At 44.7% G+C, this 26525-nt stretch carries 21 protein-coding genes; 8 read left to right on the top strand and 13 right to left on the bottom strand.

Translation table 11 applies throughout. The annotated features are described in order from the left end of the window. Positions 1–148 precede the first annotated feature (148 nt). Positions 149–1204, top strand: a complete 1056-nt coding sequence (locus R1T43_RS02650; protein ID WP_317352593.1) for an alpha/beta hydrolase — start codon at positions 149–151, stop codon at positions 1202–1204. 28 nt (positions 1205–1232) lie between these two features. On the opposite strand, the gene R1T43_RS02655 is transcribed toward R1T43_RS02650, so the two are convergent. After that, on the bottom strand, positions 1233–2798 hold the full coding sequence (locus R1T43_RS02655) for a sodium:solute symporter family transporter (protein ID WP_317352594.1): 1566 nt from the start codon (positions 2796–2798) through the stop codon (positions 1233–1235). 253 nt (positions 2799–3051) lie between these two features. Beyond that, positions 3052–3570, bottom strand: coding sequence for a hypothetical protein (locus R1T43_RS02660; RefSeq protein WP_317352596.1), 519 nt, complete (start codon positions 3568–3570; stop codon positions 3052–3054). Between the two features lie 337 nt (positions 3571–3907). Here R1T43_RS02660 and R1T43_RS02665 point away from each other — a divergent pair, with 337 nt between their 5' ends. The 3 genes from R1T43_RS02665 to R1T43_RS02675 all read left to right on the top strand — a co-directional run bounded on the left by R1T43_RS02665 (position 3908) and on the right by R1T43_RS02675 (position 8308). After that, positions 3908–5596, top strand: a complete 1689-nt coding sequence (locus R1T43_RS02665; RefSeq protein WP_317352598.1) for a carbon starvation protein A — start codon at positions 3908–3910, stop codon at positions 5594–5596. A 260-nt stretch (positions 5597–5856) separates the two neighbouring features. Continuing rightward, on the top strand, positions 5857–7059 hold the full coding sequence (locus R1T43_RS02670; protein ID WP_317352600.1) for an SO_0444 family Cu/Zn efflux transporter: 1203 nt from the start codon (positions 5857–5859) through the stop codon (positions 7057–7059). A 157-nt stretch (positions 7060–7216) separates the two neighbouring features. Further along, positions 7217–8308: a CNNM domain-containing protein gene (locus R1T43_RS02675; protein WP_211072181.1), complete on the top strand. Its 1092-nt coding sequence runs from the start codon at positions 7217–7219 to the stop codon at positions 8306–8308. A gap of 6 nt (positions 8309–8314) precedes the next feature. Here R1T43_RS02675 and R1T43_RS02680 read toward each other — a convergent pair whose 3' ends face one another. The 6 genes from R1T43_RS02680 to pdsR all read right to left on the bottom strand — a co-directional run bounded on the left by R1T43_RS02680 (position 8315) and on the right by pdsR (position 16954). Then, positions 8315–9535 (bottom strand): hypothetical protein, encoded by a 1221-nt coding sequence (locus R1T43_RS02680; protein WP_317352602.1) that lies wholly within the window; start codon positions 9533–9535, stop codon positions 8315–8317. Continuing rightward, entirely contained in the window at positions 9535–10269 is a 735-nt protein-coding gene (locus tag R1T43_RS02685; protein WP_317352605.1) for a methylamine utilization protein, read from the bottom strand. The genes R1T43_RS02680 and R1T43_RS02685 overlap by 1 nt, the downstream gene beginning before the upstream one ends. Positions 10270–10539: 270 nt before the next feature. Then, complete coding sequence (locus tag R1T43_RS02690) at positions 10540–11220, bottom strand: Fe2+-dependent dioxygenase (RefSeq protein ID WP_317352608.1); 681 nt, start codon at positions 11218–11220, stop codon at positions 10540–10542. Positions 11221–11246: 26 nt separating this feature from the next. Beyond that, the gene (locus R1T43_RS02695) at positions 11247–13541 is read right to left on the bottom strand and encodes a TonB-dependent receptor (protein WP_211072185.1); all 2295 of its coding nucleotides are present in this window, start codon (positions 13539–13541) and stop codon (positions 11247–11249) included. A gap of 383 nt (positions 13542–13924) precedes the next feature. Continuing rightward, positions 13925–16252, bottom strand: a complete 2328-nt coding sequence (gene pdsS, locus R1T43_RS02700; RefSeq protein WP_317352612.1) for a proteobacterial dedicated sortase system histidine kinase — start codon at positions 16250–16252, stop codon at positions 13925–13927. A 12-nt stretch (positions 16253–16264) separates the two neighbouring features. Beyond that, positions 16265–16954 (bottom strand): proteobacterial dedicated sortase system response regulator, encoded by a 690-nt coding sequence (gene pdsR, locus R1T43_RS02705; protein WP_211072187.1) that lies wholly within the window; start codon positions 16952–16954, stop codon positions 16265–16267. 816 nt (positions 16955–17770) lie between these two features. Between pdsR and R1T43_RS02710 the strand changes: the two genes are divergently transcribed. Genes R1T43_RS02710 through trmB form a run of 3 tightly spaced genes read left to right on the top strand, consistent with a single transcriptional unit; the run spans position 17771 to position 20186 of the window. Then, the gene (locus R1T43_RS02710; protein ID WP_317355631.1) at positions 17771–18691 is read left to right on the top strand and encodes an ABC transporter ATP-binding protein; all 921 of its coding nucleotides are present in this window, start codon (positions 17771–17773) and stop codon (positions 18689–18691) included. Between the two features lie 2 nt (positions 18692–18693). After that, the gene (locus R1T43_RS02715) at positions 18694–19506 is read left to right on the top strand and encodes an ABC transporter permease (protein WP_317352615.1); all 813 of its coding nucleotides are present in this window, start codon (positions 18694–18696) and stop codon (positions 19504–19506) included. Next, positions 19506–20186, top strand: a complete 681-nt coding sequence (gene trmB / locus R1T43_RS02720; RefSeq protein ID WP_317352618.1) for a tRNA (guanine(46)-N(7))-methyltransferase TrmB — start codon at positions 19506–19508, stop codon at positions 20184–20186. Before R1T43_RS02715 ends, trmB begins: the two co-directional genes overlap by 1 nt. A gap of 27 nt (positions 20187–20213) precedes the next feature. Here trmB and R1T43_RS02725 read toward each other — a convergent pair whose 3' ends face one another. Then, positions 20214–20933 (bottom strand): EAL domain-containing protein, encoded by a 720-nt coding sequence (locus R1T43_RS02725; RefSeq protein WP_317352620.1) that lies wholly within the window; start codon positions 20931–20933, stop codon positions 20214–20216. Positions 20934–21209: 276 nt separating this feature from the next. On the opposite strand from R1T43_RS02725, the gene panP reads away from it, so the two are divergent. After that, positions 21210–22838, top strand: coding sequence for a pyridoxal-dependent aspartate 1-decarboxylase PanP (gene panP, locus R1T43_RS02730; RefSeq protein WP_211072191.1), 1629 nt, complete (start codon positions 21210–21212; stop codon positions 22836–22838). 93 nt (positions 22839–22931) lie between these two features. On the opposite strand, the gene panC is transcribed toward panP, so the two are convergent. From panC to pcnB, 4 genes are read right to left on the bottom strand one after another with little or no spacing between them, the layout of a single operon-like run. After that, positions 22932–23780 carry a pantoate--beta-alanine ligase gene (gene panC, locus R1T43_RS02735; protein WP_211072192.1) on the bottom strand — a complete coding sequence of 283 codons (849 nt, stop codon included), beginning with the start codon at positions 23778–23780 and terminating at the stop codon, positions 22932–22934. A 12-nt stretch (positions 23781–23792) separates the two neighbouring features. Then, positions 23793–24587 carry a 3-methyl-2-oxobutanoate hydroxymethyltransferase gene (gene panB, locus R1T43_RS02740; protein ID WP_061997979.1) on the bottom strand — a complete coding sequence of 265 codons (795 nt, stop codon included), beginning with the start codon at positions 24585–24587 and terminating at the stop codon, positions 23793–23795. A 50-nt stretch (positions 24588–24637) separates the two neighbouring features. Next, positions 24638–25135, bottom strand: a complete 498-nt coding sequence (folK, locus tag R1T43_RS02745; protein ID WP_211072193.1) for a 2-amino-4-hydroxy-6-hydroxymethyldihydropteridine diphosphokinase — start codon at positions 25133–25135, stop codon at positions 24638–24640. Further along, entirely contained in the window at positions 25128–26444 is a 1317-nt protein-coding gene (gene pcnB / locus R1T43_RS02750) for a polynucleotide adenylyltransferase PcnB (protein ID WP_317352626.1), read from the bottom strand. Before pcnB ends, folK begins: the two co-directional genes overlap by 8 nt. Positions 26445–26525: the final 81 nt, after the last annotated feature.

The following is a 26525-nucleotide window of genomic DNA, read 5'->3' on the forward strand; positions in this document are numbered from 1 at the left end:
AGTAATTAGCGTCGCTAAGTTGAATGACGATTACTGTTGAAAAGTAACGGGATACAGGTAAGTTTATGGGTTATAACAACGTCAATAATATAAAAGCGTTTTGCGCATGAATCTACTTACCTTTTACTTTTTCATTTTGGTGGTATCAATGACATTTTCGTCTTCTAAATCAGAAGCTTCTGCCCACAACACTGATACAGCCAGAACGACTACTGATTCTTTGTTAACTGTGCCGCCTAAAATGGTACCGCTACCAAATGCTGCAAGCAATGAACTAAAAAGCGCTATCTCTCAATACCCCATGCCGTCAATGGATGAAGTCATTAACAACACGCCTCAATCTATAGAGCAGTGGCGTGAACTGATTCAAATAAGAAACGGAGATCAGAAAAAGAAAATCAAAAAAATGCGCAAGCAGTTTGATGTTGATGTGTCTTTGGAAAAAATTAATGGGGTAACGGTTAGGCGACTTACCCCTAAGACAATTGCACCTGAATTTAAAAACAAAGTGTTTATTGATGTACACGGGGGAGCCTACGTGTTTTTTGCTGGGCTTCCGAGCATAGAAGAAAGCTTATTAATCGCGCATAGAGTTGGTATTACAGTAATTAGTATCGACTATAGAATGCCACCTCATGCGCCATTTCCAGCTGCACTTAACGATGTAGTGTCGGTGTATAGCAGCTTGGCTGCAGAATATGGCGCACAGCACCTTTTTATAGGTGGCACATCTGCAGGAGCAGGCTTAGTGCTTTCTGCCGTGCAAAGGCTTATTGAAACAAAGCAACCGTTGCCGTTGGCGGTGTATGCAGGCACCCCTTGGGCTGATTTGACGAAAACTGGCGATACCCTTTATACCAACGAAGGTATTGATCGCATATTGGTGTCATACCAAGGCTTTTTAGAAGCAGCGGCTAATCTATACGCTGGTAGCGAAAACTTAACTCACCCTTCTATTTCCCCTCTTAATGGCAATTTTAATGGCTTTCCGCCTACGCTGCTCGTATCAGGCACGCGGGATATGTTTCTAAGTGATACGGTGCGAGTGAATCGTAAGTTGCGTAATGCGAACGTACGTACCCAATTAGAAGTTTTCGAAGGGTTATCCCATGCCGACTACGTTGTTGCTTATGAAACCCCAGAGTCTCACGCTGTATACCAAGAGCTTAAGCAGTTTCTACTAACCGCCAATAATGACGGTTAGCAACCTAAATGTACGACATGGCCGGTTATTAAATAAGTATTATAGGTAAGGCAATACAAACACCAATAAGTACAATGCACCAGGTAAGTAGGGCGGCCATATTGATCTTAGTGAGTATACCGTGGTCGGTGTTTATGAAAGGTTGTTTAAACTTCTTGTGACCAAGCCAATATACTCCAAGAGAAACACCAAATGCGGTTAAAAAGCCACTCACGTTCCACCAAAACCAAAATACATCCGGCTGGTTTAGCCACAAATATATATTGACCAATACACCAGCAATAAGCCCAGTATTTACTTGCTTTGCCGAAAGTTGTTTTGTGCACACGCCTAAGAAAAATGTAGCCAAAATTGGACCAAAGCAAACCGAGCCAATCTTGTTAATGGCCTCAATAATGGTGGGGGCGATGTCATCTACCACAAATGACAAACCCAATGTGAGTAAGCCCCAAAACATGCCAGTGTACTTAGCCACTTGAAGGGTACTTTCTGGCGACAGTGTTTTACCCACTACTCGACAATAATCTTCAACTGATACCGCAGCCAAGCTATTAATTGCAGAACTTAAAGACGACATGGCCGCAGCTAAAATGGCCACTAATAACAAACCTAAAATACCGTTTGGAAGGTAGTTGACTATAAAGATAGGCATCAGCCAATCGGGTTGGTCGTCAGGAATTTGAGCAAGGAATTCTGGGGTGGTCAGTGCTAGCGTTCCTATGACCAACCCTGCAAAGCAGTAAATTAGGGTTATAGGGAAACGTAAGAAGCTGGCAGTCATAATGATTTTCTTTAAATCACCTAGGCTCTTGGCCGACAACGAACGCTGCGCTTCTGATTGGTCGCACCCATAGTAAGAGGCGTATAACACGATGCCACCAAAAATCATGGGCAGCAGGCCGAAGCCTTCACCATCAAACCCATAAGATGATGTGTTTAGTGTAGTGAGTCGTTCAGGTTGTACTTGCTCAAGAAAGCTTGTCCACCCGCCTATATGGTATAGCCCAAAACCTAAACACACCAAGGCGCCTGCAACTATCAATATCATTTGCACAGCATCACCGTACACAACGGCTTTCATACCACCTTGCAAAGAGTAAATAAGGGTAATAACACCAATCAGTAACACGCTTTGCCAAAACGCTAAGCCCATGGTGCTTTGCAATATAATAGAAATGGCGTAAATCATAATGGCGGTGGCAAATGAACGGCTTATTTGAAACACCACGCTAATGAGTACTCGTGATGAGCGGCCAAAACGTTGTTCTAAAAAGTCATAAACACTGACGACGCCAGAGCGGTACAAGGTGGGTAAAATAAAATAGAGCAAGGCCAGCATAGCAAGAGGGAGGGCGAGCTCATATGATAACCAAATAAGGCCACCACCTTCTCTTAGCCCAACAAAAGCAGGGGCGGAAATAAAGCTGACTGCAGATAACTGCGTGGCCATGATGGAAAGGGAAAGCGGTTTCCAGCCCAACTGTCGATTAGCAAGAAAGTAATCTTTTTTACTCACTTGTTTTCGAAACACAAACCCCATGACTAACAAACCCACAAGGTATATAGCCACTACCGTGAAATCGACAAAATTCATAGACACTCACCATGCATAAGCGCTGCTGTACCGGTGTTGCTATTAAGTTTGAATGAAGCTGATATGTGTGCGTTGATAGCAGAGGTATTTATAGTAAAAGGACTTACAGCGAAAAAGAGGTTGTACTGGCGCGGCATAAATCTTCCCTGATAGTGAGCGTACGAATTCATTACTATTCAGATACGTTACCACAGGGTTCAAGCATGTGCTAAAAAGTGTTCGAACCACATCAAGGTGGTTCGAACATGTGAAGTTATGAGCCGAACATCACAACAAGTATAGCCACTACTGCACCAAATCCCGCTATTTTAAGCCCATTTTTATACATAGGCAGCTTCGGCATAAACATCAAAAATGCAGATATGACGAAAAACAAAAGGGCAACGCCAAAGCTAATGTTCAACCAAAATAAGGGGCTGTTATTAGTTGCTTTGTGAAGCTTCACCATTTTCGCCAGAACAAGGGGGTAGTCTTTACGGGTAATAGTAGCGACACCATCTACCTTGTCGTAAGTTCCCATATTTAACACAACTTGGTTGTCATTCTCTTCAACCACCTTCAAACCTTTCACCTTAATTTTCGATGCTACCTGTTTGCCGTTCAAGTCTTGAGACAACTGACGGACTTCAGTTTGATCGAATTTCAGGAAATCGGTGGGGCGAAAAATGAGTAACACGCCACTGACAGCATAAATTGCCATTATGCCTGCTAAGAAAAAGCCTAACCATCGGTGATATTTACGGACGGCCATATGAAATTTAGGTGATGCCATAACTACTTATTAATAGATTTATTTATAGATGAGCCTTTATAAACGAGACTGAGATGTATTTGAAGGGTGAAGGTAAGATTAAAACTATATTTACCTGCTATTTTCGTTTTGCCTGCTATTTTTGTTGTAAATGATTGGTAAAAATTATGAAGCTCGTATGGTACGAGCAGTGTAAAAAAGCTGCTACCACAATAGACTTTGGTCTAATATGGCGACGTGAAAAAGTAAATAATGTTTTAATGTTTAAATAAGCGTTTTTCAACGACAGAAAAGCGTTGTATATGTGTTCAAAAACAAAATTGAATGATGCAGTGCAACATCGACACAGGACAATAATATGCAGTCAATAGCTATAGTATTACTCGGGATCGTGGGCATGCTCCTCGGGTGGTTCGTATATTCTAAATTTATTGCCACGAAAATATTTAAATTAGACGATAGCTTCACCACGCCAGCGCACGAACTACAAGATGGTAAAGACTTTGTACCTACCAATAAAGTCGTGCTCTGGGGGCATCACTTTACTTCAGTGGCCGGTGCCGCACCAATTGTTGGGCCTGCGATCGCGGTATACTGGGGCTGGGTGCCTGCTGTACTCTGGGTGATTTTCGGTACTATTTTGTTTGCTGGTGTGCACGACATGGGCGCCTTGTGGGCCAGTGCGCGTCACAAAGGTAAATCGATGGGTGCCTTGTCGGAAAGTGTTATCGGCAAGCGTTCTCGCTCATTGTTTATGATTGTTATCTTTCTAGTACTGTTAATGGTTAACGCCGTTTTTGGTGTGGTGATAGCAAACTCCTTTGTCTCTCAGCCGAATGCGGTATTCCCTGCTTGGACAGCCATTGCCGTTGCATTGGTTATTGGACAGTTATTAAAACGTAACTTTGGTTTAATCCCTCTTTGTCTTGTAGGTATCGTGGTGCTTTATGCCTCGGTTTATGCGGGTAGCTACATTCCTATCAGTTTGCCTGAAACCATGTTTGGTTTAGCTGACAAAGCGAACTGGATTATTATCTTATTTATTTACGCTGCTATTGCTTCGTTGTTGCCGGTGTGGATGTTACTTCAGCCCCGCGATTTTATTAACGGTATGCAGTTATTGGTTGGGCTATTCCTATTGTATGGTGCGGTCTTCTTTGCTATGCCAGATATTACCGCGCCAGCCTTCAATACACAGACGGCCATGGACTCCCCCAGCTTAATTCCCTTGTTGTTCGTGACTATTGCCTGCGGTGCAGTGTCAGGCTTCCACGGTATTGTGGCCTCAGGCACCAGCTCTAAGCAGTTAGATAAGGAAACTGATGTTCGCTTTGTGGGTTATTTAGGGGCGATTGGTGAAGGTTCCTTAGCGCTGATTACTATTGTTGCGGTGAGTGGTGTGGCGTTTGCAGCCTCTCCAGAAGAGTGGCATGAAGTCTACAGTCACTTAGGTGCAGGCAGCGTAGGTGCGTTTATTAGTGGCGGTGCGGCGCTAATTCATCAAGGCTGGGGACTACCCGAAGCCTTCTCATCAACAATATTAGCGGTAATGGTAGTGCTGTTCGCAGGCACAACCATGGACTCTGGTGTTCGTCTTCAGCGTTACATTATTCAAGAGTGGGGCGATATCTATAAATTGTCAGCACTTAAAAATGGTGTAGTGGCGACCTTCTTAGCGGTTGCTTGTTGTTTGCTACTTGCCTTTGGGGCAGGTGGCTCCTCAGGCGGTGGCGGTATGATCATTTGGCCGCTGTTCGGCTCTACAAACCAAATACTGGCGAGTCTTACCTTGTTAGTTATTTCCGTTATGCTAATCAAAATGGGAAGACCAGCCCGCTACACATTAATACCCATGGTATTCGTTTTGGTAATGGCTTTCTTTGCTGGGCTAATAAAGCTGAAAGAGTACTATCTTGCTGAAAACTACTTATTGGTGTTCTTAGATGCCGTGGTGCTGGTGGTGTCTGTGTTAGTGATGCTTGAAGCCTGGTCTGTTGTGGCTAAACTTCGCAGCGGACATCAAGACGAAGTGGGCGAAAAGGATTAGCCATAAAGGTAGTGACTGCAAAAAGGGGTAATCACTACTTCACTAAGCAATCGTTTTTACTAAGCCAACGCTGAGAGTTATTCTCGACGTTGGCTTTTTTTGTAGCCAATCGGGTTATTCGATGAGGTGGATTACTTCTAGTTCATTCACGGTAATAGCGTATTTTTGCTATCATACACATTCATCTTATTGGGTTGATTTGTCGTGCAATGATGCGGCAAGTATAAACAATATTTTCAACGCGGTTCGTTTGGAGTGGTATGACTGACCTAATGCTCTTAGTGCAAAATTTTATCAGCCTATTTATGGAGTCTGCACCTTGGCTGTTACTTGGTCTGCTGGTGGCGGGTATTATGCACGAGCTAGTGCCGGTTAGCTTTTTAGAGCGCCACATGGGAAGCAGCTCGACAGCCTCAATTACGAAAGCCGCGGTAATAGGGGCTCCATTGCCTTTGTGTTCTTGTGGTGTTATTCCAGCGGCCTTAGGGCTGCGTAGAAGCGGCGCCTCCAAACCATCGACGATTTCATTTTTAGTTTCTACCCCTGAAACAGGCGTAGACAGTGTTTCTGTTTCTTACGCGTTACTAGGTCCTTTGTTCGCCATCGTTAGGCCCATAGCCGCTATTGTTAGTGCAATCTATGCTGGTCTTATGGTGAGATGGTTTGATGGCGATATCGCAAATACGCATAAGCACCCACATAGCCACGCACCTGAGAACGCTGATAAAGCATCTTGTTGTGCAAGCGAAACGCCAGTAGCCGCAGCCGTATCGCCTCAAACGCCAAAATCAAGTAGTTGTTGCGCTAGTGAAAAGCCAGTCACTGCTTGCTGTGACGATACAGCTGCTACCCAAGCTAGTTCGGTAAAACCAACTAACAAATTCACCGAAGTGTTCCGTTACGCCTCAGGCAAGTTGCTTGAAGATATTGTGGTCTGGCTACTGGTTGGCCTAGCGTTAGCCGCCGCCATAAAAACGTGGGTGCCAACGGACTTTCTCACTCAATGGGGTGATGGGGTTATCGCTATGTTGGTCATGGCCGTCATTGGCATTCCTATGTATATTTGCGCTACGGCATCTACACCACTTGCAGTGGGGTTTTTAGCCGCTGGGTTATCACCTGGTGCGGTGCTGGTATTTCTCATGGCAGGGCCGGCTACTAATGTGTCTACCATGGGCATGATCAAACAAGAAATGGGTTTTAGAACCCTGTGTTTGTATTTGTTTAGTGTAACTACTGCCAGTATTGGGTTTGGCTATTTGCTTAATTACGCGGTGTCAGCATTGTCATTAGAAGGCTTAATTCACATGGAAAGCCAACTACATAGTCATGGTGCTAATATTCAAACCCTCTATGCAGCGTGCGCTATTCTTCTTGCTGCTTTAATGGCTCGATTGGGCATTAAAAAAGTTAGTGCTCGATTGGCACAGCGTGAAGAAAGCCATCAAGACTGTTGCGGTTAACGCAAAGGTAAAAATGAATAGGAATACAGTATATGTATTCCTATATTTATGAGTAAATTACTCGGTATTTGTATTTAATTCATCTGCGCTCTTGTAAGTCCGGTTAAGGCTTGCATAATGGTCGTTTGCTTCATACTCCGATTATCGGAAAGGACTCATGTTTTTACTCATCGTTTATGTATTGATTGCCTTGGGCTTCTCTTTTTTATGCTCAATTGCTGAGGCAGTCATTTTAAGTGTGTCCTCAGCCTACATTTCTGTTTTAGAAAAAGAGAATCGGCCTAGCGGTATCTTGCTAAGAAAGCAGACCGATAATATCAACACGCCGCTATCGGCAATTTTAACGTTAAATACTATTGCTCACACAATGGGTGCTGCTGGTGCGGGTGCGCAGGCTGCTAGTGTATTTGGCGAAGCATACTTGGGCGTGATTTCAGCGGTATTAACGCTACTTATCTTGGTTTTTTCTGAAATTATTCCTAAAACCGTAGGCGCAACCTATTGGCGTGGATTGGCGCCAGTGACAGCCTACTTCCTAAAGTATCTGATTATTATTCTTAAACCCTTTGTGGTGATGTCTGAATTGCTCACGCGAGGCTTTAAAGATGACAGCCCACTTCGTGGGTTAAGCCGCGGCGAGCTACACGCCATGGCCGAACTATCAGGGCAAGAAGGACAGCTAGCTAACCACGAAGCGGTATTCTTACAAAGCTTGCTGAGCTTGCACGAATTAAAGGTAAAAGATGCCATAACCCACCGAACTGTGTTGTTTTCGGTGGCAGAATCGATGACCGTAGAAGTGTTTTTCCATAAGCATGCGCATATTGAGTATTCCCGAATTCCTGTTTATGAAGACAAAGACTCGGAAAACATCACCGGCTATGTCATGCGTTCAGATTTATTGGTAGCACAAGCTCGCGGGAATACCGATAAACCGTTATCTGAGTACGCCAAAAACATGGTGACCATACTTGGCTCTATGCCACTGTCGATAACATTCGACCATTTTATCGATAAACATGTTCATATGCTTTTAGTGGTAGATGAGTATGGCGGCTTGGAAGGGGTGATCACCCTTGAAGATTTGCTAGAGCGTTTGCTAGGCGTAGATATTATTGATGAGAAAGACACAACGGTAAGTATGCGTAGATTGGCAAAAATGATGACGCGCCGCAAAGAGCGAATGATGGTTAAAAATGTACCTGATGTGTCACTCGATAAGTCTAAATCTAATGGTAATACTGATTAGTTTTGTTCAGTCGATTCGATAGGTAATCGCTAGCTGAAGTAGGTTTTCGTGAAAATTTTCACTAGGTACCGATGACGCATTTAAAAATCGTAGATTTTCTTGGCGGCCTCGATTCACTTGCCACTCTGCAGATAATGCTATTTGCGAGCTCATTGCATAGGTGTAATTAACGGTAATGGCTTCCCCTCTGCTGTTATTCGGATCGTGTGTGGTGTTGTCATTATCTATCACTTGATACCAGTCTAAACGGGTCGAAAATTGATGTGCTTCATGGGTATACGATGCAGCAATGTAGGTCGCGTAAAAGTCGTTATTTACAATATTTTCCCCCATCAAGGTGTCACCTATCAGTGCTTGTCCGAATAGGGTTACATTGCGGTTACGCATATGGCGAAGGGTTAACGCGTGAAATCGGGTGCGCCATGCGTATATTCTGTCAGGGTCGAAAATGAGTGGATTGGCACGGTTGTCGTAATAATAGTAACGTAGCTCTGAACGGCGCTTATGGGCTAAATGCAGCCCCCCGTAATAACCTGTTTTCGTATCTATTTCTCGAAAGGGGTCGGTATATGCTGGGGCGCCTATTCCTTCTTCAGATACCACGCCAGGAATGGGAGTGAATTTCACTCTATCATCATTCAGCGATTGCCTGTCATGTAGCGAAAAACCACGCCAAGATAGCAAGGTGCCAGTGGTGTCGTTTCCCTTAAATAAGCTTCCTACCACTTTCCATGACCAGTCGCTTCTCACTTGTCTGCCGCTTTGCCTTAAGCTTGCTTCTATACCAAATGTTCTAAGTTCTTCACCAATCCAACTGTTAATGGCTGAGTTAGATAAAAAATGTGGTGACAGCCAGCCCATGTCGGTGTTTTCGGCAGACATTGCCGGGTAGAAAAAGCCGAGTTTAACTTCTGGTTTAATGGTGGATGCAGTAAGGGGACGGTATTGAGTATAGAGTTGGCTAATCCCGAGCTTTTGTTCTCCATCACTATACCCGTTGGCGACAACATGGAACTGCCAATCATCGCTGAGCACTTTATCGTACGCTAGTACCGCTTGAGATAACGCAACTGCATTATTTTCAAAGCGCTGGTGGGAAACGTCATTCGTTTGAAATGTGTCAGCGTTATCTGCTGAAATAACACTACCTCTAAGCAACAACCTTGTATCTGAAAAAGCGTGAAAACTGATGAAGCAAAAAATAACGACAATACAACGGCTCAGCATTAATAATCACCAAAACCGTCATCAAAATCATCATCGCTAGCTATCACTTTCGATAAGGTTAGCGTGAAGTTTTTATCGCGGGTTAACTTAACTTCAGTTTCTATAAAGGGTTGTTCGTTTGGCGCGTTCGGATGCCAAAACTCAACACTGTATTTACCTGCGGGTAGTGAGATGCTAGCGTTACCGTCATTTGCGGTTTTTACAAAATAAGGACTATCGGCAATAACGATGTAACCTAGCATCCAATCGTGAATATTACAGCCAATATCCACAATGCCAGCTTGCTCAAAGAACAATGGCTCTGCGGTAAACTCTTTATAGAGCTTTAGCTCAAACTGCTTGGTGGGTGAAAACGAATAAACATGATGGAACACATTATCTGCATTAGGGAATGTGACTTCTGTGTTCTCTTGTACCACCAGAACATGGGGAGCAAACTGCTTATTGATTTGATTCATAATCGCAGTTTTAGGCGTTGATTCTGCTTCTGAATTTTTGAGTTCTGTGCTGGACAAATCAAACAAGGGAGTGAAGATAACCACACCGTCTTTAACCGGAGATTGTTCAGCATCTAGTAATGTGATGGAGGCGGTAACAGTATCTGCAAACGCATTGTGTGAGGCCAGTAAGGCGATGGCTCCTATCACATAAAGCTTATCAAAGCGTCGCTTTACCGTGTTAAGCCAGCAAGCCCCTAAGTTAAAAAAGCATAATCCGTACAATAATTTATTCATCTCGGAGTAACCTTATTCCTTCACTAAAAACCCAATTTTTCAATCATATAGAGAGACCGGAGGTAAACCTGATTTATTTCAAAGGACAGGTTCAACACCTGTGTTTTGAGAAGCATAGGCTCATATTGGCTATATTAGGCCAGCCACTTAAAAAAAACACTTAGCAAATAGACATAGAAAAATGTTTATCAATACACTGTAGACAAACATAAGCCCGCTAGAACATATCACTAAGAATAACCTTGCGTGACGGGTAAGCTTTTGTCCAGTTTAAACGATGGAAAATTTTCTAATAAGGTTGTGGTATACGTGATGAAGTTTATCTAACTCGTCTCGGTCGGCCTTGCCGCCTTGCACTAAAGACTGAATGCTTTGGTCTAGCTCGTATAAGGTTTCACGAATAGCTTGATCGCCAATCATGCTTTGCATCCATGTAATCGCTGCTATTCTTTCGCCGCGTGTTACCGGAGTAACCTTATGTAAACTTGAAGAAGGGTAGAGTACAGCGCTGCCTAAGTTACCTTTAACTTTTTGCTCGCCGAACCCAGTCTGAATAACTAGCTCTCCGCCTTCATAATCGCTTGGACTAGACAGAAACACCGTCATCGACATATCGCTACGCAAAACGTCAGGGGTATTGGGAATACGCATAATGGCGGCATCAACATGATAGCCGTATGTCTGCGATTCACTGTAACGGTTGAAGCAAGGGGGGAATATGCGCTGAGGTAGCGCAGCAGAGACTACTTGTGGGTGGTTACCCAGACTTGCCAATAAATTATTGGCAAGCGCTTGAACCGTAGCGTGCTGCGCGTCAGCTTGACCATTATTTTTAACCCCTGCTGCCATGCCCATGGCGGTCGCTTTTCCATCGTTAAATGGTACATCGGCTAATGCAGCCCGAAATTGCTTCACTTGGTCGGCGTCTAGTAGGTTATCAATAATGATCATTTTTTAGCGTTTCTCTTAAAACTAACTTAGAACTCGTAGTTTACCGTACCGGTCACATTACGGCCGTCACCGATGTACATGAAGGCACCAGAGCGATAAGCTGCAGTCCAGTATTCTTCATCAAACAAGTTACCGATGTTAACACGGAACGTTAGTTTTTCAGATGCGTAGTAGTTAGCAAACAAGTTGAATACTTGATAATCAGGAACAACAATTGAGTATTCGCCAGTATTTGCGCTATAACCTGCTGCGGTGTCAGGCTGACCACCAAACATTTCAGACTTGTACGTGTAGTCACCACCAAACGCGAACTTCTCATTTGGTTGATAACGCAGTTGCAAGTAGAAGCTTTCGTCAGCAAAGTTACTTAACGCAAGGCCAATGTTAGATTCTGTGAAAGAGTCTAGTACTTCTGAGTCCATAAAGGCGGCAGATGCTTGAACACTGAACTTCTCAGTAATATCACCGCTAACACCAAATTCAACACCTTCAACACGGTTTTCACCCGTATTCAATGTACCAATAGTTGAGTAGTCATCTTCACCGATACTTTCATGAACATCGCTTTTCGTAATACGGAAGATTGACGCATTTGCCATCAACTTCTCATCAAATAACATCCATTTTGTACCGATTTCGATATTTTCAACATGCTCTGGATCGGCTTGTGCAGCTTGTTCAGGTGTACCACATAGGCCACCGTAACCACAGTTTGCACCAAGGTCAGACTCGCCGCCATTGATGTTCGTTGCTGTGCTGTAAGACGCGTATACATTACCGTGTTCAGTAATGTCATACACTAAACCTAAATGACCGTTAAACAATTCATCAGAGAACTCATAAAGGTCGCTACTTGTTTGGTTACTGTAATCGTAGCTGTCCATACGTAGGCCGAAGAACACGTCTAACTTATCAGTTAACGCAAAGGTATCCATGGCGTAAATTGCATAGGTTTCAATATCGAAAAGGGCATCTTCATCACCACGTTCAATGGTTCTGTCCATCAATGAACCGATGTTATCGATAAGGTTTCCATCACCGTCAACAATACAGTAGCTTTGTGATACGCCACGACGACCACCAAGTGCACAGTTAGTGTTTAGGTTTTCAATATTGAAAACACCGTTATCCACCGACTCATCGCTGTACTCAAAACCAAATACTAAACGGTGATCTAAGCCTGCAAATGACGTGTCCCAGAAAAGGTTAAATTGAGTCGTGAAGTAATCTACTTCTTGCCAGCCTTGGTGCGTGCTAAGTCGAAGCGTATCTGCACCTGGTGCTGTTTCATCAGAATCATCACGGGTTGTCGCACTCATACCGGTTGTTACGTATTCGTTTTCAGTGTTACCTGCACGAGTCGCGTTGTAGAAACGAACATTGTCGCTAATTTCGTATTCGGTACGGAAGGTAAAGGTAGTGACTTCTGAGTTTTGGAAGTCATCATCTTGTGCATAAACAGGAATATCTTCTAACGGATAACCCGCATCACGGTCGTAGTAGCTACCCAAGTCAGGCTTATCTTCTGCATTAAGGTAATAAACATCACCAATGAAAGACAGTCTGTCGTTAGGGTTTAATACGTAAGAAAGCTGAACACCATCACGGCCACGTTCAATGCCTTCACGACCCGGCTTGTCTTCTTGAGACGTTAGTGCGTTAACACGAATTGCACTGTTTTCCGTTAGCGTTTTGTTCAAATCTACAGTTAAGCGGGTGTGCTCGTCAGTACCAATGGCAGCATCAACACGACCAAAGTTATAACTAGTAGAGGCTTTTTTCGTAATGCTGTTTACTGCACCACCTGAAGAACCACGGCCTGCAAATGTTGAACTAGGGCCTTTAGTAATTTCAACGCGCTCGGTGGCGAAACTTTCACGGGTAGTCATACCTGGGTCACGCAAGCCATCAACAAACACGTCGCTGCGTGCTTCGTGGCCACGTATTACATAGCGGTCACCAAAAGCATTACCATTCTCACCTGTACCAAGAGTTACACCAGCTTGAGCAGCAAGAATATCTTTAAGGTCAGTTTTACCACTTTCTTGAATTTGGTCTTGCGTAAGAACACTAATGGTTTGTGGTGTATCAACAAGGTCAGCTAAACGACGAGGATCGCCAGATTTGTCGTAGCGATAGATAGACTGTTGAACACCGTGAATACGGATAAGTTCAATTTCGTCTTGCTGCGCTTTACATTCAGCTTCTGTTTTATCTTTGCAGATTTCAGTTTCTTGGGTTTGTGCAAGTGCAGCACCGTGTCCGAAAGCTAAGGCCGCAGCAATGGTTTGTGCGCCCATCGTTAACGTTTTATTTTTCATAGTGTGGTTTCCCTGTGTGTGTAGGCGCCGAAGTGTATGCAAACTGTAAACGAATGTAAATACTAATGAGAACAATTCTCAATAAATAAGTAGTAATGAATATGATGTAAATATGTAGAAAGGCAGCTAGGTAGACCGCCAGGTAATGGGTAGCTACCAAGTTAGCTATATAGGCAGGTAAACAGTTAGGTAAATAAGCAGGTAGGCAGGTAGCAATGCGATGAATGTTTACTGCTCAATGAATTATTCAACGCCTAGATATACGCTTAAGAAGAAAAACTGGCGTGTGCCGCAAGGCGCAGCTACATCAAAAGTGGGCGCCTTGCGCTTCTGCGGCAAAAGTGATGAAAGCTTAGAAGTTATGGTCGGTAATTGTGCTAATGCTAGGCTATGGGGAAAGTGGCAGTCACTAGCACACCACTTCCATCCTCTTTATTTGAAAGGGACAGTGAACCCTTGTGAAACGCGATAATTATATCAGCGATATATAATCCCAATCCTAAGTGTGGAGAGCTTTCAGATTGCTGAGCTTCCCCTTCAGGGCGAACTGATACCATCGATTGTACGAGTTGTTGTTTCATTCCTTCGGGCAATAGGGGGCCGGGGTTGCTTACGGTGAGAATAACTCTTTTATCTTTGGCATAAACGGCGACGTCTATGATGTTGTCGGGTTGACTAAAATCTACTGCGTTAGAAATGATTTTATCGAACATTTGCGCAATAAGATCGGGCGCACCCTTTAGCATCGCAGCGTCTGGAGCACAAGATAGCGCAAACTGTCTGTCGGTATAAGCATGTTGATACCCACCCACGCAGCCTTTAATCACGTCAATCATGTTGAAGGTGGTCACATCTTCTTGCGCAATGGCTTGCTCTAAGCGGGTAGCTTCACTCATGGCATTTAAAATAGAACTTAGCCGGCTGATACCAGACTGAGCACGTTGAACGAAAATATCTTGCTGAGCACTGTTTTGCACCACAGCGTTGGCTTGCGATTCTTGACTAGCGCTGTTAGAGGCACTGGCTTGAGCACTCACTTGAGACAGGGCATCAAGAGACGACTTTACTACGGCGATAGGGGTTCTAAGTTCATGGGAAAGTCGAGAAGCCATATTTTCCAGATAGGAGTTATATTGCTGCAATCGCAATAAAACATCTGAAAACGCCCGCGACAAATCGCCAATTTCATCACCCTCTTTGGCAATAGGTAATTTACCGACAATCTTCCCATTGGCATCAATAATGGCTTCGGTGTTATCTCGAAGTCGCCTGATACGGTTGGATATCCTGCTGGCAAAAAGCAATAAGCCTAGGGTACCTAGTATCATTACGGCCAAAATAACGTGAAAAAGCTGCTCTAAAGCGCGGTTTCTTAATGTGCGTATACCGTTTGTGGTTTGCTCTACCACCACGGCACCCATCACCGCGCCCTCAATAAAAATAGGGTAAGCGGCAGACACAACCACGGCTTTGTTATCTGGGGTTAATCGCCATAATGAATCCGGTTGACCGTTAAGGGCTAAGCCGATATCCCGGCCCGCCAACGCATAGGCATCCTCTAGTTCATCCACAAAATCAGCGGGTGGCTTAGTGAGAATGTGGTAATACAAGGGCAGCAACCAATGAGTTTCCACCCAGCGCCATATTCGGTTTTCACTTGCTTCTCGCTTTGTAGTATTTAGGCCGGAAGCCGTTTGTATATCGCCTGCTCGCGCCAGTACCCGCTTATGATTGTCTATCACCCATACGCGGGAGTCGGCATATTTTAGCCCTGCTAATATGCGCTCAATTTCGGGTGACGGTGTTACTACCGTGCCTAGTTCATCAATGTTATTGGTGTTGGCGGTACCAATCGCGTAGCGCTTCTGCCTTGTTACCGGGTCGTCTACATCAACAATGGCAAAGGCGAGTGCGCCAGACGTCATGGAAAGGGGGAAACGAAGTTCAATATTGTAGCCAGCAGCGGTTTTTTGCCAGCGCCCTTGAATACTTAACGCATTTTCCACCGCGCGATTCGTTGCGCCAGACTCTGCTAATTTAAATGCATTTACCCAGCCACTTTCATAGGGGGCTACCACATATCGAGCTAGGTCACCTGCTGGGGTTTGCATACCAATAAGTAAATGGTCTCCCCGTTCTACACTTAAACTATTTGCCTGTCGCCACAGCAAGGTATCGTCGGTGACGTTGAACATGGCATACAGGAACTGATCATACCGGCCCACCATATGCTCGAATGAAAGGCTTGTTTCATTGCCCTCGCTAGCGGTGCCTTTACTCTCGCTAGCGGCGCCCTTATTCTCGCTAGCGGCGCCCTTATTCTCGCTAGCGGCGCTTTGGGTTCCGTCGCTAGTTTGCAAGCTAGTAAAGCGCTCAACAATTTCGCTTGCGCCATAGTGGGTAAGCAAGTCGTCCACTTGTTGCCAGTCGTTTAATTCTCCATCAAGCTGAATAGGGTAGGGAATGGGTGGCGCGTATAAATCGGTGCCCGGACGTACGTCTTTTAAATAAGCCGATTCACTGTCGAATAATGCAGGGCGCTCATGAAGGGCGGTGGCAACAGCCCGTGCCGTACCAATCATGGTTTGCTCTTGACCAGTGCGAAGGTATTGCTCTAGCTCCCATACGTAATTATACCCAAGATAGGGAATGGCAAAAAAGAACAGCGACAGAACAAGCAGCTGTAAGCGTATGGAGAACCTTAATCGCATGTTAGCAATACCTTACAACTGCCATCGATACCCCATACCGTAAACGGTATCTATGTGGTCAAATTGGGGGTCTAACTGAATGAATTTTTTGCGCATGCGTTTTATATGAGAAGTAATGGTGGTGTCGTCTACCACCATGCGCGACTCATCCATTAGTTGTTGTCGGCTTTTTACGTGGCCAGGATGTTTAATTAGCGCGTGCAACATCCAAAACTCGGTTACGGTTAAGGCAACGGGTTCTGTACCCCAGCTTACTGTCATGCGCGAGGCATCTACTTTTAATTCACCTATACGAAGCTCGTCTTTTTGTTCAACAGGGGCCGACATTAAATCGCTTCGTCTGAAAAGCGCGGCGATACGGGCTAGTAAGTGTGCCATACTGATATCTTTAGTTAAGTAGTCGTCAGCACCCATGCGAAGCCCACTGATGGTGTCTACATCATTATCTCTGGCGGTAAAGAATATAATAGGTAAGGTAGGCGACAACCCTCGCAATTGCTGGCATAGCAAAAAACCGCCCTCCATTTCTTCTTTTAAACCAATATCAATAATGGCTAAATCTGGCAGTGCTTCGTTAAACGCCTGAGTGGCCGAGGGGCGATCTTCAAATGCATTCACTTTGTAGCCTTGTGCCCTTAAGGCAACAAGGTAGTTTTCTCTTATAGCGGCATCATCTTCTACTAGTGCAATGGTTTTAGGCATGAATTCTACTCTTAATCATTCTTTACACTACTATACCTTGGCAAAAGCGCCTGTGCCTGAGTTCGGCGCAAATTCCATAAAGTCGCCCGCTTTTCGCCATATTTGCCATTAAACAAAATAGCTTTTCCATTATTGTGCCCTGATATTGCCTTGTCTGCTTGGTTAACTATATCTGTGCTTGGGAAGACAGATTGACTCAAGTATGACTCACTTTGGTACGCCAACCCCTTGCACTGTGCCTAGCCCCCAATTAGGTGCAGTGCTTTTTTACACATCTATTTTCAGTTAAGCCTCTTTTATCTAAGTCATCCGGCCCTCGTTCTGGTCACGTTTCTCTTGCGATAAATAGTCTGTAGTCAGCTAATTATCAGGCACAAAACGAGCTGTGCCCCGCAGTATGCAAAAGTCCTGTATTAAGACTTCGATAAACAAATCGATAAGAGCAGCAAAATAATCGGTAAGTACAGGGGAGTGGCAGGCAGAGAGGGCAATAAATGTGGCATAATTGTCTCCTTTTTTATGAAGTCTTTAAATTAGTGATAGCATTGGCGGAATAGGCACTAAATGCCCCTGTTGCGGCAAGGGTTGAATTAATCGCATTTGCCAGCACTATGCTTTAAACATTCTGGCGGTAGGTATGCCGTCATATTATCACTGTTGTCGGTGTATCATGACTGATTGGTAATCACCTCAACTGAATTTAAAGCGCATTTGATTTACAGCAGGCTCTCGATTTATAGAGCTTTCGATTGACAGGGGCTCCATTCATGGAGGCCTTAAATGACGAGCAACTTACGAGCAACATACGGGCAGCACATGAAAGCGTTGGATATATCAGGCTTAACCAAAACCTATAAAGGTGGCGTACAGGCGCTTAAAGGCGTCGATCTCACTGTTGATAAAGGGGATTTTTTCGCCCTGCTTGGCCCCAATGGTGCGGGTAAATCTACCACCATCGGTATTATTAGCTCTTTAGTTAATCAAACCGATGGCAAGGTATCGATTTTTGGTTACGACCTTCATACTCAAAAAGAGCAAGCCAAAGCGTGTATTGGCCTAGTGCCACAGGAATTCAACTTCAATCAGTTCGAAACCGTGATGCAAATTGTGCTCAACCAAGCCGGTTATTACGGTGTGCCACGAAGCATAGCGAAAGAACGTGCACAGAAGTATTTAGCCCAGCTCGATTTGTGGGAAAAACGTGATGCTCGAGCTCGTGAACTATCAGGCGGTATGAAGCGCAGACTAATGATTGCTCGTGCCCTTATGCACGAGCCTCGTCTATTGATACTTGATGAGCCTACCGCTGGCGTAGATATAGAAATTCGCCGTTCAATGTGGGGCTTCTTAGAAGAGATTAACCGCCAAGGTATTACCATTATTTTAACGACGCATTATCTGGAAGAGGCCGAAATGCTGTGCCGCAATATTGCCATTATTAACAAAGGCACCATTGTGGAAAACACCAGTATGAAGGCGCTATTGTCGAAATTGAATACAGAAACGTTTGTGTTGGATATCAACCTTGGGCAGCAAAAGCCGCTTTTAAGCGGTTACGAAAGTCGTTTACTTGACGACCATACGTTGGAAGTTGATGTGGAAAAGGCAGAAGGCTTAAACCCGGTTTTTGCTCAATTAACCGAGCAAGGCATTCAAGTTCTGAGTATGCGTAATAAATCAAACCGATTAGAAGAGCTGTTTGTACGTTTGGTTGAAACGGCAAAGGCAGAGGGTTAAACATGAATTCACAGACAAACACACAGTCTGACGAAAAGATTGGCTGGTTCAAACAAAACTATGTGGCGCTAACCACCATTTGGATAAAAGAGTGCACTCGCTTTTTACGCATTTGGATCCAAACCTTAGTGCCACCCGCTATTACCATGAGCTTGTATTTCGTGATATTTGGCAGCCTTATCGGTAACCGAATAGGCGAAATGGGCGGGTTTTCTTACATGGAGTTTATCGTTCCAGGTTTGATCATGATGTCGGTCATTACCAACTCATACGCAAATGTATCCTCGTCTTTTTTCAGTGCTAAGTTTCAGCGCAATATTGAAGAGTTACTGGTTTCTCCGGTGCCCACATCGGTGATCATTTTAGGTTTTGTTGGGGGCGGTGTAGCAAGAGCAGTGCTAATTGGCATTATTGTTACCTTGGTATCGCTGTTCTTTGTTGATGTGCAAATACACCACATTGGTATCATTATTCTTACGGTACTACTTACCTCATCACTGTTTTCTACCGCAGGGTTAATTAACGCTATTTTTGCTAAAACTTTCGATGACATTAGTGTTGTACCCACTTTCGTTTTAACACCGTTAACCTACCTTGGTGGCGTATTCTACTCACTCAGCTTACTACCAGAGTTTTGGCAGTGGGTGAGCAAGGCCAACCCTGTTGTGTATATGGTGAATGGTTTCCGCTACGGATTCTTAGGTGTTTCAGATGTTGACGTTACCTTATCGTTAACATTATTGGTGGGCTTCAATATTGTGCTGTTTGCTGTTGCTTATTACCTGCTTAAAACGGGCAAAGGAATACGTAGTTAATGGCAAGTGGGAATTCTAGAAGCATCACTACGAATCAAGAAGGTGTGCACGAAAAACTCGATGACTTAGTAAAGCGTTATAAGTCATCAGAAAACCAGCGTCCTATTGGCGAGCACACGCTGCTCGCCTTTAACGAAGCAACCGAATGGCTTGATGGGTTTACTGGCGATATTATATTGGACTCTTGCTGCGGCGTGGGTGAAAGCACAGCAAATATTGCTAAGGCGAACCCTGAGTGCCGTGTTATTGGATTAGATAAATCGGCGCAGCGGGTGGATAAGCATCAGCATTATTGTGCTGGGCAAGATAATTATCGGGTTATCCGCGCTGATGTGAATGACTTTTGGCGATTGGTTCACAGGGCCAATTGGAAGGTGATCCAGCATTGCTTGTTCTATCCAAACCCGTATCCGAAGAAAGCCCAGGTGCAAAAACGCTGGCACGGTAGTGCAGCCATGGCAGACTTAATGGCCATTACCCCCAATATTGAAGTGCGTAGTAATTGGTTAGTTTACTTAATGGAATTTTCTCAAGCCGCTACGCATTATGGTTTGATGTCTGATTTGACTGAAATCACGTCTGATAACGCCATGACCCCTTTTGAACGCAAATATCGCGCTAGCGGGCAACACTGCTGGTCGCTTAAGTGCTATTCAGAAGAGGCCGAAGGGGGCGCGTAGATTGAGGCCGAGAATAGCTACCGGCGCCTAGTGATGTGGGGTATTCGGTTGTGGAGGGCTAAAGACATAGCCTTGTGCATACTGAATGGGCAGCTTATTCACGCTTTCAAGCAATAAATCCGTTTCAATATGTTCTGCTACCACGCTAATTGCGCGCGTTTGGCATAGTGCGAGCAAATTATCGACGTAATCTTGCACTGCATCATCTTGTTCATAGTGGCTTATCAAACCACCGGCTAATTTGATGCCCTTAATCGGCATATTCAATATTGCATTAATATTGCCTGGGTTTTCACCCACGTTATCTAAGAAAACCCCAAGTCCTGCCTCGGCGCTTCTTTCAACAAACGCTTGCATTAGCTCTGGGTGGGTTAATGCACTGGCGGCACTTATCTCAATGCTGACCCTTTCTGGGTTTGGGTAGTCTATTAAATGGGAAAGAAGCGTGTTGGTCAGGTTTTCGTTAAGTAAATCTCGCGCGCTAATATTAATGCTCCACGGCACTTGTACATGGCGAAAGTAACGAGCACTTTGGCAGAACATAGCTTCGGTAAGTGCTTTAACGTGTTGCTCGCGTTCAATTAAGTAGAGAAATTCACTGGGTAAGAAGGTTTTGTCTTCAGCGGTAATTAAACGAGCCAAGCACTCGTAACGCCATACACGTTTAGACCTTAAATCCATGATAGGTTGGAAGTAGGGAACGATATTATTGATAGAAACGGTTTCACTTACGGCTCTTATTGGCACATTGCTGCCTTTATTTTTATTCGTATGTATAGGCAAAATATAGCACTACCCTTCATCATTTGAGAAGTTTAGGTTACTTCACTGTATTGATAGTGAATTATCACCACAAAATATCTTGTGCTGATAGAGGGTCAAATCATCGGGATACGCTTGGCGTAGTGGGCAATCTGAGGTAAAGTTCGTGACCCTGAAAGTATTATGATCGCTTTCAGCGTAGGCAACGAAGTTGGGTTGTGTTTTCTTGAAAAAGAGTCATTTTAAAGTGAGGTCGGTTGAGTGGGTGAAGCGCAAGTTAGTCTAGAGCACTTGTTTAGGGTCTTTACCAAGCCTGAACACAAAGACTCAAAGATGGCTCAAATTGAACAGCATTTATCTGACAATATCTTAGATTTTTTGTCGCAGCACGTTGTTACCAAAAAAACTTCGCTAGAAGAAATTGAGAAAGATTTTAGTGATTCAAAAGTTCCTGAATCGCCAGAGTTTGTGTCAACCCATGCTGAAAGCTTGCTAGATAAACTGGTTGCCCATTCGGTAAATACCTATTCGCCTACGTTTATCGGTCATATGACCTCTGCACTACCGTATTTTCATTTACCCCTGTCTAAGTTGATGGTGGGGCTTAATCAGAACCTGGTGAAAATTGAAACCTCTAAGGCCTTCACGCCTCTTGAGCGTCAAGTGCTAGGTATGATGCATAACCTTGTTTATGACGAATCGAAAGACTTCTACGACAATCACTTACACAGTGCTAAGCGTTCTTTAGGCGCCTTTTGTTCCGGTGGTACTATTGCCAATATTACCGCCTTGTGGGTAGCGAGAAATAAAATTTTGGGTCCGCAAGAGGGGTTTGCTGGTGTAGCAAAAGCAGGGCTGGCTGCGGCTTATCGTTTCCACGATATTAATCATCTTGGTGTTATGTGCAGTAAGCGTGGGCATTACTCCTTATCAAAAGCGGTTGATGCCTTAGGCTTAGGCCGCGATCAATTATTATCATTACCTGCACCGAATCAAACCCTCGACCCTGAAAAAGCGCTCGCCGCAGGTAAACGCTATCAGGAAGAAGGTAACAAGTTATTGGCCATTGTTGGCGTTGGTGGTACTACTGAAACTGGGCATGTCGACCCGCTTCATGAATTGGCTGACGTAGCTAAAGAGCTAGGTTGCTGGTTCCATGTGGATGCTGCATGGGGCGGGGCAACCTTGTTTTCATCGCAATATAAACATCGCTTAAAAGGCATAGAGCGTGCCGACTCGGTCACAATTGATGCCCATAAACAAATGTACGTGCCAATGGGTGCAGGTATGGCGTTATTCAAAAACCCTGAAGATGCCAATGCAGTGCGCCATCATGCACAATACATATTGCGTGCGGGCTCTAAAGATTTAGGTGCGACTACCCTTGAAGGCTCGCGTAACGGTATGGCCATGATGGTGTATTCTGCCATGCATATCTTTGGGCGCAGAGGCTATGAGCTGTTAATCGACAGAAGCATCGAAAAAGCGGGCACCTTTGCCGATATGATTGCGAAGCACCCAGACTTTGAACTGACCACATCGCCTACACTATCATTGCTGACTTATCGCGTTTGTCCAGCTGGCCTGCAAGAAAAGCTTAAACATGCAGATGAAGCCACTAAAGATAAGATTAACGAGAAGCTTGATAGGCTGACTGTAATTGTACAGAAGCAGCAACGGGAGGCGGGGAAGTCTTTTGTCTCTCGTACACGCTTGGAGGCGCCAGAATACCCCACCAACTGTATTACTGTGTTCAGAGTGGTGTTAGCAAATCCTCTTACCAGCACCCAAGACTTGCGTAATATTCTTGAAGAGCAACATACTATTGCTACGAAAACGAAGTTGTATAAAGAATTGGTGAAGATGATAGAGACAATACCTGCGGCGTAAACATTCCCGCAAAGCTTTTATATTGAAAGCCCCCGCATGAATGCGAGGGCTTTTTATTGGATGTGCGTTAGAGCCTGTTAGCTATAACTGACGCTATAATTTAATTTGGAGGTTATCGATAAGACGGGTATTACCCAGAAAAGCGGCCACCAAAATAACCAAGTGTTTGTCGGTTTGTTTCGCAGGTTTTAGACTTTCGGCGTTAACTATATGTACATAGTCATTGTTAAAGCCTGAGTCGGTTAGGATATCTGCAAGGTCCGCCGCTAACGCTACATAATTTCTTTCACCCGCTTCTATGCGTGCTTTTAGTGATTTCATTTCACTGTAAATAGTTGCTGCAGTATGACGTTGCTCATCAGTCAAGTAACCGTTACGAGAGCTCAAGGCTAAGCCAGATACATCACGCTCTGTAGGAATGCCATGAATGTTCACGCCCATAGAAAGGTCGCGCACCATGGTGCGAATTACCTGTAACTGCTGAAAGTCTTTTTCACCGAAAAAAGCATCGTGAGGGTGAACCATGTTAAACAGTTTGCTCACTACCGTCGCTACACCGCGAAAATGCCCTGGACGACTTGCACCACATAGAATATCCGAAATATCGGGTACTTCTACTACTGTTTGATGCTCAACACCGCCGGGATACATATCGCTAACGCTGGGTAAAAATACGGCATCAACACCTGCTTCAATAAGCTTGGCTTTATCTTCTTTAATCGTGCGCGGGTATGCGTCTAAATCTTCGTTGACACCAAATTGCATAGGGTTAACAAAAATACTCACCACGACACGGGAGTTGTTTGCCTTGGCGCGTTTAACGAGTTTTAAGTGCCCATTGTGCAGGTTTCCCATTGTAGGAACAAACCCAACGGTGCTGCCACTGAATTTCCATTCAGTAGTTAGTTTTCGTAATGACGCAATGTCGTCAACAACCTTCATATTTAAACCTCGTTACTCAAAGCTGTGCTCGGGGGACGGGAATGCACCACTTTGTACTTCTGCAATATACTGCTGAACTGCCTTGCGCATATCGCCCGTCTCGGCAAGGTAGTTTTTTGAAAACTTCGGCATGTAATTGGCGCTAATACCAAACATGTCATGCATCACCAGTATCTGGCCATCTGTATCGTTTCCTGCGCCAATACCAATTACTGGTATGGTTAGCGCTTCGCTTACGGCCTTACCTAATGAAGACGGTACGCACTCTAGCACAAGTAGCTGAATACCTGCCGCTTCAAGCGCTTTAGCTTCTGCTAGCAGTTTTTCTGCTTTGTCTGCCTCGCGGCCCTGTATTTTAAATCCACCAAACACATGTACCGATTGAGGCGTGAGCCCTAAATGACCACATACAGGCACGCCGCGCAAATTCAAACCCTGAATGGTCTCGCATAACCAGCTTCCACCTTCCATTTTAATCATGCTTGCACCAGCAGCCATAAGTTTGCCCGCGTTCGCATACGTTTGTTCTGGGGTGGCGTAGGACATAAACGGCATATCAGCTAATACGAAGGCACGTTCTGTACCTCGTCTTACGCTACGGGTATGATATTCAATGTCTTCAATCGTTACCGGTAAGGTGTCGCTTTCTCCCTGAAGCACCATGCCGAGCGAATCGCCAATCAGCAGTGCATCAATACCTTGCTCATCAAACATTTTTGCAAAGCTGGCATCGTAAGCTGTTAGTGAGGTAATTTTTTCGCCAGCTTGCTTCTTTTTAAGCAAGCCAGAAACGGTAATTTTCTTCATAGCAACCTTCCAGGGAAAGAATAATGGGGCGAACTATACGGATTTTGAAGCTAAATGGAAGCGCGCAGGCGTTTAAGACCATCAAGCGAGCACTTAGCAACCCAGTGTGAAATAGGTTTTCCGTCGGGCATAACCATAGATTGGGCTATTTCAAACAGAGGAACTAACACAAATTCCCGTTCAGACATGCCAATATGTGGCACGGTAAGATCAGGCGCAGAAATAGTTTGGCTGCCGTAAAGTAATATGTCCAAATCTAGGGTTCTCGCGCCCCAGCGTTGTCCTTTACGTTCTCGGCCAAAGTCATGCTCAGTTCGCTGTAACTCACCAAGTAGCTTATGAGGCTCTAGGGTCGTTTCAATCAAGCATACTGCGTTAATATAATCGGGTTGGTCTTGCGGCCCCATGGGCTTACTGGAATACAGCGACGAACAGGTAAGTACGCGAGTGCCTTCAAGTAAACCTAATGCGATAAAAGCATCTTCAACGTGTTGTACAGGGTCGCCCAAATTACTACCAATACCAATATAGACGTGCTCTTTATGCATCGGTATTTCTCGATGCTGGGCGGCGTTTACGCTTTCTTGGTTTGGGGCCATCACCCTCTTGGCGACGTAGGTCGTTTAACATTTTCTTTTGCTTGCCAGGTTCGCCATGCTGAAAATGTGTCCACCACTGGGCTAGTTCCAATAGGGCTCCGCCTTCAACTTGCCCGCGAACAAGCAGGAAATCGTAACCGGCACGAAATTTAGGATGGGTTAACAGCTGAAAGGCACGACGGCCAAAACGCTTAGGAAGGCGTTGCTGTAAAATCCAAATGTCGCGAATAACCGTGGAGAAACGCTTAGGGATCATAATGCGTTGCGTCTGTTTCGCAATCACTTCAGTTGACGCAAGGTTGAATGCATCATGCGCGCTTAATCCAGACTCTGCCTGCATAATTTGTGCGCGCTCTTCTAGCGGATACCAGAGCAATGCAGCATATAAAAATGCAGGTGTAACGCGTTGCTCGTTGTTGATTCTTTCATCGGTATTTTGCAGTACTTTTCGTACAAACTGCATTTCACGACTATTTTTATCTTCGATAAACGGTGCAAGTTGCGGAAACAACGGTGCAATCAAGCCGTACTCACGAAGCATCATAAAGGTTTTCTCACCTTGACCAGATAAGAACAGCTTTAAGGTTTCTTCGAAGAGTCGAGCGGCTGGAATATTATTTAGCAAGCTCGCTAGCTGCTTAATAGGTGCTGCGGTGTCATCGCTTATACGCATTGAAAGCTTAGTCGCGAAACGCACAGCACGAAGCATGCGAACCGGATCTTCACGATAACGCACTTCAGGATCGCCAATTAAACGTACTTCACGCTTTTCAATCGCTTCTAGGCCATTCGCAAAATCTTTTACGGTGAAATCAGCCACACTGTAGTACATGGCATTGAATGTGAAATCGCGGCGTTCGGCATCTTCTTCAATGCTGCCAAAAACATTATCTCTAACCAGTTGTCCGTGGGCATCTCGTTTTGACACTGCTTTGTTCTTCGGTACTTCTTTCGCTTCAGGCTCTTCGGTGTGATGGCCACGGAAGGTTGCTACTTCTATCACTTCACGACCAAAAACAATGTGGGCTAGTCTGAAACGACGGCCAATCAAACGGCAATTTCTAAACAGCCCTTTAATTTGTTCCGGTGTGGCATTGGTGGCCACATCAAAGTCCTTGGGCTTATGCCCCATCAAAATATCGCGAACACAACCTCCGACCAAATAAGACTCGAAGCCTGCTCCGTTAAGGCGATACATGACTTTCAACGCATTAGGGCTCACGTCTTCGCGAGAGATGCCGTGCTCCCCACGAGTCATAACACGAGGCTCTAGTACATTGTCAGCGGTATGTTCCTTAGTAAAGGCTCGCTTAACAGAATTGAAAACACGATGAATGAT

This window comes from Alteromonas sp. CI.11.F.A3 (genome assembly GCF_032925565.1).
Classification (GTDB): domain Bacteria; phylum Pseudomonadota; class Gammaproteobacteria; order Enterobacterales; family Alteromonadaceae; genus Alteromonas.